The sequence below is a fragment of the Paenisporosarcina sp. TG20 genome (assembly GCF_000286315.1).
Lineage (GTDB): Bacteria > Bacillota > Bacilli > Bacillales_A > Planococcaceae > Paenisporosarcina.
On the sequence record NZ_ALJG01000208.1, the window covers coordinates 1 to 9,630 of the forward strand.

11 protein-coding genes and 1 pseudogene are annotated in these 9,630 nt (G+C 34.0%); 10 read left to right on the top strand and 2 right to left on the bottom strand.

Translation table 11 applies throughout. From position 1 onward, the window contains the following. The first annotated feature begins 264 nt into the window (after nt 1–264). From B371_RS0104130 to B371_RS0104155, 7 genes and pseudogenes are all read left to right on the top strand, one after another. The gene (locus B371_RS0104130; RefSeq protein ID WP_019413040.1) at nt 265–747 is read left to right on the top strand and encodes a hypothetical protein; all 483 of its coding nucleotides are present in this window, start codon (nt 265–267) and stop codon (nt 745–747) included. Nucleotides 748–1,199: 452 nt separating this feature from the next. Further along, on the top strand, nt 1,200–1,883 hold the full coding sequence (locus B371_RS0104135; protein ID WP_019413041.1) for a hypothetical protein: 684 nt from the start codon (nt 1,200–1,202) through the stop codon (nt 1,881–1,883). Nucleotides 1,884–1,985: 102 nt separating this feature from the next. Then, a pseudogene (locus B371_RS21255) lies at nt 1,986–2,509 on the top strand (N-acetyltransferase family protein). A gap of 254 nt (nt 2,510–2,763) precedes the next feature. Next, nucleotides 2,764–3,000 (top strand): hypothetical protein, encoded by a 237-nt coding sequence (locus B371_RS23355; protein WP_157185141.1) that lies wholly within the window; start codon nt 2,764–2,766, stop codon nt 2,998–3,000. A 446-nt stretch (nt 3,001–3,446) separates the two neighbouring features. After that, on the top strand, nt 3,447–3,500 hold the full coding sequence (locus B371_RS24405; RefSeq protein ID WP_369751070.1) for a hypothetical protein: 54 nt from the start codon (nt 3,447–3,449) through the stop codon (nt 3,498–3,500). Continuing rightward, on the top strand, nt 3,481–4,755 hold the full coding sequence (aroA, locus tag B371_RS0104150; protein ID WP_369751071.1) for a 3-phosphoshikimate 1-carboxyvinyltransferase: 1,275 nt from the start codon (nt 3,481–3,483) through the stop codon (nt 4,753–4,755). Before B371_RS24405 ends, aroA begins: the two co-directional genes overlap by 20 nt. A 98-nt stretch (nt 4,756–4,853) precedes the next feature. Then, nucleotides 4,854–5,318 (top strand): GNAT family N-acetyltransferase, encoded by a 465-nt coding sequence (locus B371_RS0104155; RefSeq protein ID WP_019413044.1) that lies wholly within the window; start codon nt 4,854–4,856, stop codon nt 5,316–5,318. A 63-nt stretch (nt 5,319–5,381) separates the two neighbouring features. Here B371_RS0104155 and B371_RS24410 read toward each other — a convergent pair whose 3' ends face one another. Continuing rightward, nucleotides 5,382–5,807: a hypothetical protein gene (locus tag B371_RS24410; RefSeq protein ID WP_369751069.1), complete on the bottom strand. Its 426-nt coding sequence runs from the start codon at nt 5,805–5,807 to the stop codon at nt 5,382–5,384. A 24-nt stretch (nt 5,808–5,831) separates the two neighbouring features. Next, the gene (locus tag B371_RS24415; RefSeq protein ID WP_019413046.1) at nt 5,832–6,587 is read right to left on the bottom strand and encodes a hypothetical protein; all 756 of its coding nucleotides are present in this window, start codon (nt 6,585–6,587) and stop codon (nt 5,832–5,834) included. A gap of 1,051 nt (nt 6,588–7,638) precedes the next feature. Here B371_RS24415 and B371_RS0104165 point away from each other — a divergent pair. The 3 genes from B371_RS0104165 (at nt 7,639) to B371_RS24420 (ending at nt 9,157) form a co-directional block, all read left to right on the top strand. Then, nucleotides 7,639–8,424, top strand: coding sequence for a nucleotidyltransferase domain-containing protein (locus B371_RS0104165; protein ID WP_019413047.1), 786 nt, complete (start codon nt 7,639–7,641; stop codon nt 8,422–8,424). A 262-nt stretch (nt 8,425–8,686) separates the two neighbouring features. Then, the gene (locus B371_RS0104170; protein ID WP_019413048.1) at nt 8,687–8,887 is read left to right on the top strand and encodes a hypothetical protein; all 201 of its coding nucleotides are present in this window, start codon (nt 8,687–8,689) and stop codon (nt 8,885–8,887) included. Then, complete coding sequence (locus B371_RS24420; protein WP_083844938.1) at nt 8,888–9,157, top strand: OsmC family protein; 270 nt, start codon at nt 8,888–8,890, stop codon at nt 9,155–9,157. It begins immediately after the preceding gene. Nucleotides 9,158–9,630 lie beyond the last annotated feature (473 nt).

A 9,630-nucleotide genomic window follows, 5' to 3' on the forward strand; every position in this document is an offset into this window, starting at 1 on the left:
ATTGAAGAAAAATCGTTATTTTATATGATATAGACAAAAAGAGGAAAGAAAATTTAAGTAAAAACATGAGTATAAATTATAAAATATGGTAAAATATCCATAAAGTATAAAAGGCTTTTTTTAATCATACTCACTTTTAAATTTTATGATATGTTAGGAACTACCGTGGCAGAGCTGCTTCGAAGGCTTCGATGAGTTCAACAACGGAATTGTATTTATGAAGGTAAACATTACGGTGAGGAAGTATCTTTAAGGGGTGTTTTTGTGAAAAAAATTATAGCTGTTGTTATTATTGTAGGGATAATTGGAGTATTTGGTTTTGCTTTTGTTCCAGGCTTTATAGATAGGTATCAATCAAAAAATGCTGCTGAGAATGTTTTAGATAATGTGATAGATCAAGAGTATGAAAAAGCATTTGAAAGCGTTCATTTTTATGATAAGGCATCTGATATAGAACCAACAATATCTTATGAAGACGCAAAGATTAAATGGGTTGAACGTGTGAAATCTTTAAAAGAAAAAGGAGTTTATATTGTTAGTTATAATCAATTACGTGTCAGTTTAGATGATACTTATCCTGTAGGCACAGTTGATCTAGTAATCATGGAAAATGGGAAAGAAATAGTGAGTAAAGATGTTCATTTGTGGTTTGGTAAGAGCGAAGATGGTTGGAAGTTAGGGAATATAGACTATCATTTTGATGACATAGAAGAGGATTGGGAGAAAGCTTTAAGTGGAAGTATGTAAGGTAGTTGATAAATAAGTAAGGAGAGAATATTGAATTGAAGGGTTTTAAAGAATTGTTCCAGTACTTATTCGAAGCATCTTATTTAACTAACGCTTCCATCCTGAAAATTCGATTTCCTGTGCATTTGGATATCGCTTTTTTAAAATGGTGTAAATTAATAAGGGTACTGTTTTCGAGTACAAAAACTAAATTATCACACCAATTCACAGTCCAATTTGTAACTGAATTGGACTGTCCATTTTTGTTTATTTGTAAGGGTTGTAAACCGAATTGAGGGTAGATTAGCACCCCTTTTAACGGGTTGACAGAAGTTATTGTCTGTGTGGGAGTTCGTATGTTAATAGAGGTTTTAATTTCAAGAAGGTTTATTGGATATTTATGTTAAAATAAAAGAACGGCAGTTTAGCGGAAGGAATTAGTGTTCATACATTAATATTAGAGGAGGGGTAGATTGAGTATTAAAAAATGGGTTTTGTTTTGGATGATTATTTGTTTAATGGTTGTTATAAGTTTGATTTATTATAATAGGAATGTTGTCCAACAAGTGACATTTTATAATCAGGTGGATTTTAATACTGTAAATAGTAGTGATAGTTGGGAAGTCTTTAGAGAAAAATTAAAAATCACAAAACAGAATTCGAAAATTGAAAACTTCAAATTGATAATTGATGATAATAAAAATATACACTCTGTAAAGTTTGATGTCATTGATAAAGTAAATAGTACATTTGAAATTTATCATTATCAAAACTGTTTTTCTTGTGAATTTGAGGAAGAAAACCAAGTTCAAATTCACATTAATAAATCGGATGAATGGAAACAGTATGATAAATTGATAAATGCTAGTGATTTCTTTTTGAAATTGGATCTTTTAAAACAAGAAAATTTCTTTGAGAATAGAAAATATGAATATATTTTAATACATTCAAAAGGTTGGAACGAAGGCATAGGGCTGGAAGGTGATTATTTTATTTTAGAAAATGAAAGTCTGAACAAAATTGATAAGACAGAGCAAACCAATTATAAAGGGTTTAGTCTTAGTGTCATGGGGAACAACCTCCCATCTAACTTTAATTCAGACAAAAAAACTGATACAGTTTTCATTTCTAATTTTACGATAGAAAGATTAGATTAAAACCGTTGCTATTAAACTAACCTGCTCTTATATACAGTTTAGTTTAATAAGAAATTTGATATTTTATGGTAAAATTTATTGCAAGGTAGGGGAAATGAATTAATGGGAAATGGGAATATGAACATTAGAAAAGCAGTTTTATCTGATGCAAAAGGAATAGCTAAAGTACACGTTGATTGTTGGAAAACTACATATAAATATATAGTTTCAGACCAATATTTAAATAATTTAACATACGAAAGCAGAGAACAGCTATGGAAAAACAACATTCCTAATGGCGGTGTATAAATAGCAGAAAACAAGGAAGGGGAAATTGTTGGTTTTTCTTCTGGTGGTATAAAAGAAGCGGGAATTACAATGGGTTCGAAGGGGAGTTATATGCAATATACATTTTAAAAGAGTATCAGGGCAATGGCATTGGAAAAGCACTTGTTAAACCAATAATTGATGAAATTAAAGTAATGGGATTAAACTCTATGCTTGTTCTTGTCTTGAAAGATAATATTTCACGTCTATTTTATGAATCTCTTGGTGGTAAAAAAATAGATACTGTTGAAGTTGAGATTTCAGGGATAAAACTTTCCGAACTTGTGTATGGTTGGGAAGATATTAGGAATATATTTTAGTTTTCCTTCTTAACTATAATTATTGAAGAAAGAATGAAGGTGGTAACGTGGAAGGAATAATAAAAGTTTTTTCTATTCATTTGTTAATGGGTGGAATTTCTTTATTATGATATTGTTTTAATTTATTGAATTTTACTCATTCCCAAGCGATAATCAGTTCTTTGGTTATATTTTTTCTTAACTTAATCGGTTATCTATTTCTTAGCTTTAAGGTTTTACAAAGGTTAGGAAAGAAAGAAGTCATTGTTTCGATTTTGTTATTTTTTATAATCGGCTTATTTCTATGGGGGTTTAATTTAGCAATAGATGACTTTGGCTCGATTTACTATTTATATCATATGTCTGGATATAGTTCGTTTATTTGGAGTGTTTATTTATTAACTGATATGAATGAGATTCTTTATGAAAAGGTTGGTTTTATGTTCTCTTTAGTTCCTTCACTTTTAATGTTGATTGGTTTTTATTTGGGAAGAGTGAAAAGAAAAGAGTGATTTCAGAAATGTATTCTTGTTGTGCTAACGGGTGCTTTAGTTCAACAATGTCCTATAAGTAAAAGGCTTGGAGCCATATGTCTCCAAGCCTTTTTAGTGCTAATAAATTTCCAAAAGATTACAAATATTAATAAGAATTTAAATGCTAGAGGCACTGTTAATCCGATGGTTGTACTTCAAAAGCGAACCCGTTATTAAATTAGAAACTCTTCTAAAACTAAACCACAATGTAATCAAGTACTTCCTGAAATAATTCCTAGAAATTTTAGGTAAGAAATGTCCCATGCATCTTGTACGAAAATTTTACAAGGGGTGTTTTATTTCGTAATTGCTAGTTTTTTAATGGTAAACTTGATATATCTAAGTTTCGAAATATTCTTTTTATGAAAGAGCAGGTGTATTTAAATGAGTAGTCCTGATTTAAAAGCCAGATCTCCATGGTCTAAATTAAACGATGTTCAGTCTGTCAGAATTTCACCGATGGAAAATCAACGAATTGATGCTGATATTAGAATTCCTGGAAGCAAAAGTTTTACAAATAGAGCATTGATAATGGCCGCATTAGCAAAAGGAACATCTACTTTATCTGGGATATTAAAAAGTGATGATTCCTATTGGTGTATAGATGTATTGAATAAGCTTGGAGTAAAAACCGAAGTCGAAGGGGATGTAGTCACTGTTTACGGTTGCAACTCAAATTGGCCAAATGAACAAGCAGATTTATACATAGGTGCTGCTGGAACCATTGCCCGCTTTCTCCCAGGAGCATTAGCCGTAGGAAAAAAAGGGAATTGGCTTTTAGAGGCGAGCAATAGAATGAGTGAGCGTCCTGTGGAGCCTTTAATAAAAGCTCTTACCGATCTTGGGGCAGACATTCAGTATGTAAATAAAGAAGGATATTTCCCTGTTCGGATAAAAGGAGCGGGTCTAGAGGGAGGACCTGTAAATATATCAGGTAAAATCTCAAGTCAATTTGTCAGTGGTTTACTTTTGGCAAGTCCTTATGCTGAAAAAGAAGTAACCGTTACAATACCCGATTATATCGTCCAACATGACTATGTCAGAATCACCTTGGATTTAATGGAGAAGTTTGGAGTAAAAGTCGACTTTTCAGACGATCTTACCAACATGGTTGTTCCAAAATCAGAGTACCTTGGACGTAATCTACAATTAGAAGCTGATGCATCAACCGCGAGTTACTTTTTGGCTTTAGCGGCTATAACAAACGGACGCATTAAAATTACCAATCTGTCTGTAGATACCAACCAGCCAGACATCAAAATGCTGGATGTATATGAAAGAATGGGTTGCACTGTTGTTAGAGGAAAAGGATTCATTGAACTGACAGGAACCCCGGTCCTAAAAGGCGGATTTGAAATTAGTATGAAAGAAATGTCCGATCAAACCTTAACCCTAGCTGCAATAGCACCATTTACTTCTGGCCCCATTACGATGAGAGATGTTGAACATATTCGACACCACGAATCAGATCGGATTAGTGCTATTTGTGCAGAGTTAAGTAAACTAGGTATAAAGGTTGAAGAATATAAAGATGGATTAACAGTTTACCCAGGAACGCCAAAAGCTGCAGTCCTAGACTCATACGACGACCATAGAGTGGCGATGTCATTAGCCTTAATCGGGACAAGAATACCAGGTATCAGTATTAATAATCCAGGATGTGTATCAAAGACGTGTCCATCATTTTTTGAATTATTTAATCAACTAGGTGTAGATGTTGAATATTTAAAATAGTAAATATTGAAATAAATTTTTAGGTTTTTTTGAATAAAGCACCATAGAATAATATCGCCACTCTTTTTGGGTTGATTAAAAGAGGAAGGAACGTACACATGCGCTTCGAACACATAGAAGCAATAAAACATCGAAACTATCTTATCCCTTTTCGCAAAGATTCTTTTATCGTAAGTTTTGGTTCAGATCAAGATTTCGGAGATGAAGAAGATTATCTTGATTGGCTTAACGAAAAATCTAGTCAATTTCCAGAAGGCTTTGTATTAATAACTGAAGATGAAATTCCAATAGGGCAGCTCGAACTGACCATTGTGGAATATGAAGGTCGCTCAATTGGATATGTGAATCTTTATTATCTTATACCGGGAAAACGAGGAATTGGATTGGGGAAAAAGCTCCATGAATATGCGTTGGGATTCTTTCGAAAACAGGCAGTTAGTGAATTTCATCTTCGCGTTTCTCCAAACAACTACTCAGCCATCTCCTTTTATCACAAATATGGGTTGAAAGAGCTTGGTACTGAAGTTGACGGAAAAGTGATTAGGATGAAAGGGGATGTATGAAATAGCTACATAAACAAGGAGACGTCGCATTAATACCGACGTCTCCTTTCTTTCAAATAAAAATCAGATTTGTGTAGTTTTCCACAGAAGAAATCTTCCTTTATATGCAATCAGACTGACCAATGCAAGCAATATTCCAGATAAAATAAAGACGCTTCGAATGCCAAAAGCATCAGCTAATATGCCCATAAGTAAAGAAGCCAAACCAAACGTTCCCGTTCCTATGGCACTTAGAGACGTGAAGACAGTCGGTAACTGGTCTTTCGCAACACTGATCTGAACCACTGTTTGCTGTGGAATATTTTTTAATTGTCCAAATACCCCGACAAAAAATGAAAGAATCAAAGCAATCATAGGGATACTATTCAACCCAAATAAAATAGTCACAAGACAGCTGGAAATAGCGCCGAAGAATATGAAGGAACTAAGTTTATTTTCAATTGTTGAAGAAAACCTTAAGCAAAAGAGACTGCCCCCGATTAACCCCAAGAAGAAGGAACCATTGATGAATCCCTACCATTTTTCATCCGTAAGTAAAGCTTCGCTGACAAATACATACAAGATAGCAGCAATCCACACGGTGCCAGCAATGGTTTCAAAAAAATCCATCCAAGCAATACGTTTTAATACTGGAGTAGTAGAAACAGTATGCCATCCTTGTTTGATTTGATTCCATTTCCCTATCTGCTTTGAAGGGGTAAAGTCCACTTGTTCCAAGAGACTTAAAAGTAGACTAGACAGCAAAAATAAACTTGCTGTTATCCAAACCAGCTCATTCGCCGTAATCAGTATTAACAGTGAACTGCCGACAAACCACATGGCCGTTTGAATAAACTGCGTCACAGTTTCTGATATGCCATTCGCCTTAAATAGAAATTCGCTCTTTACATAAAACGGAATTAAAGTCCTTGAGACCGGATTAGCACATCCGTCTAATAAAGCCACCAGACTGATTACGAAAAAAAGTAGGAAGTAATTTGACAAAGTAAGATCCTGCATGAATAAACCTAAAGCAATCAATAGTCCAGTTTTCCCAATTTGCGAGCCTGCCAATAACCATTTCAAATTTATTCGCTCCATGAGAAGTGGAGTGAGCGAATTGGAAATGAACATCGAACTTGTAATGGTAAAAGGAACAAAAGCAGCAGCAGTTGCAGATCCGGTTAGTTTGAAAATGACGCTTATGATACTGACAATATATAAAATGTCTCCAATATTTGCTAGAGACTGCCCAAAAAGTAGGTATTGGAAATTTTTATTTTGTTTCATATTAAATTATCCCCCAAATTATTGATTAACTAGTAAATCCTTAAATGGGAGATTTTTTAAATTGGACTGACGCTCACTACTTATTCTCCTCTCTTATGAAAGATAAATCATGGGGGATACGATTTATCGAAGAATGTTAACTGTTTTTATTATACTATAATATTCCAAAAATTAAATGAAGGATAAAGAATAATTGGACGGATTTGATAGGTACTTCTAGCCTCTTTCTAGTGGAAAAGTATCACAAGATAAACATACATCAACCAATTGATGCATCATCAATTATCGGTTTATAAGTCTATATAAGAAATTAGAGGAAAGGCAGATGGCTAGATAGAAGCCATCTGCCCTTTTCATATTTTTGCCATTCTGCTCGTCTAAGAATTCCAATCCAAAGCAACCTGAAAACCGGTTTCACGCTGTTTATGACACTCTTGCTAGCATAGTTAAAATAAAGATTTGGTGCCTGTATAAGCCATAAATTAAAGAACATAGGTGTAGCTTGCACAGGCAATTGACAGATTGGTGATAACTACCTTCTTAAGCAGAATGACAGTAAGTATAAAGAGACTACTAAACATTAAAGAATGTAAAAAAAGGTCGAAATAGTATCTTCGACCGCCTATTTTTATGAAGTCAAAGACTATTCTCTCATCCACCAAATTCTAAATACTATATGCATAAGGATTGCAGGGAAGCGACGGACGAAAACCCGCCGCAAGATTACCTGTACGGAAGGGGGTGAGTGAAGTCACTTCACTCACCCCCCTCTCTATTCTTGAGGTTATGGTGCAGCAGGTATGCGATTCAAAGCGACCCGGAAACTCAGGTCTGATACTGTATTTAAAACTACTTTTTTTGCTGTTACTTTCTTTAAAAGGACCGAGCGTCACTTAACCCTGTTTTTCTTAATGAAATTTAAGGAGGTAGATTTGGTTTTTTTATATTTAAAAAATGAATTATTTCGAAGTATCATATAAAGAAAAATATGGTATATTGAAAAAAATGGTATATTGAAAAATATAAAACAATTAGATTGGAGAAATAAAGAATGCTTTCTCAAGAATTGGCAGTTGAAAAGATATGTACTAGTTTAAAAAGAGATCAAGATGTCCTAGCTATTTTTTTAAAAGGATCAATGGGAAGGGATGAACATGATGAACATTCTGACATTGATCTTTATTGCTTAATAAAAAAAGAAAAAGAAGAGCAGTTCTTAGCTAAACGGTTAGAACATTTAAAAGCTTACAGTAACATCATTTTTGATGAAAATATTTTCATCATTGCCCCACAGCTCATAGCGGTGTTCGATGATCTACTACATATTGACTTGTTTACTGTTACCATGGAATCTTTTACGGAAAAGGATTATTTTAGAGTTTTGTATGACCCTAACAACTTATTAAATAATTTTGTTGAGACACAAACCCTCACACTCAGTGAAAATGAATTTAGGGATGCTGTGGAATATATTGCTTGGTTTCTATTTCAGTACAAAAAAGCTGCGGCACGGGGTAACGACATATGGGCAGTTAAGATGTTAACCAATATAATGGAACATTTAGCAAGAGTTCTATTATTTAAGTATGCGCCAAGCAGAGCTCAATTAGGATTGAAGACTCTTCATCATTCCTTACCCGAGAATATTCTTTCTGATGTTAAGGAGATTTTTACACTTATCACTCCAATGGGACATCAAAAGGCTTCTTTACAAATCAGTCAGCTGGTTTCTAAGGAATTTGAGTGGATTATTGCGAATTTAACGGACAAGTCTCAAATTGAAGATCTTTTTCAAAAAATGGTTGAGTTCCATATACATCAAGATGTTAGTAAATAACTACTATTCTCGCAATATAATTTTTATAGAACCGCCAAGCGTTATTTAATTGTTGATCAGATAGGGGGAGCTCATCTCTTTAAAAGGCTTTCTAAAAATGAATAAACTAGTTCGGTTACGTTACTTGTTACTACAATACAAGACACATTTTTTCTGTTAGTGTCCAGTTCATGTTAGACGGTCGAAATGATAGAATGATTGGTTCAATAACTTTGCGGAATAATCTGTTAACTGTTATGCTTATAAAAAGGATGGTGTTAAAATGAGTGAACCAATTGAATTGACTAAAATAACCATTATTCAAAAAGATACGGCTAATAAGATTCGTGAAGCGTATATTGGGAACTTTGAAGAACCTGTTTTATACGGTGTGCACGGAGGAGTCAAAGCATTTTATGGAGCTGTAACGGAAATTGAATACCCATCGACACTTGACCATATTGTAGCAGCTGCCGGTGGTTGACTGGTCGGGACATTATCAGGCGCGCTGGAAGCGCGTAAAATTCCGACTTCACCAGATAAAGTAAAGGCAAACGTACAAGGGACAATAGAAGCACCAGAAGGCGTATTAAAGATTACGAAAATCAGCTGTCACTATTATTTAAAAGTGCCAGACGGCAAACAGGATGCAGCAGAACGAGCCTTAGCGGTCTTTGAAAAAGGCTGTCCAGTTGCTCAAACCCTTAAAGGTGCTGTAGAATTCGAACATACATGGGATATCGAAACTTACTAGGATAATTATTAACAAATACATGAAAAGACCGATCTCTTGAAGGTAGGATTTTCATGTATTATCCAATTTTGACGACAGACGCAAACCCACCTTGGGATTGCCCATATAAAAAGGGACGACAAAGTGATCATCACTTTACTCGTCTTTTTTTTTTTTTTTTTGTGGAAAATATATGACTATAGAGTACCAAGAACACAGTGTTCATGGTGTTTTTAAGTATATGGAGACTAACATTCTAAAAATAAATTTTTTGATTGACTCTCGTTAACCCGATTAATGTGAGTAGTGAATTCCTATATTAAAAACGCAGGTTTCCTCTCAAGGGAAGTTAATTTTTCCAGTTATATATTCTTGTTTACAAATTCTATTGAGTACTTTCATTTTAAAAGATCGGACAATTTCTTATGTTTTTTTAAAACTATATTTGATCACGGTTATTTAAAACAGGTGAATGATTGTAGTGAAAGGTGGCG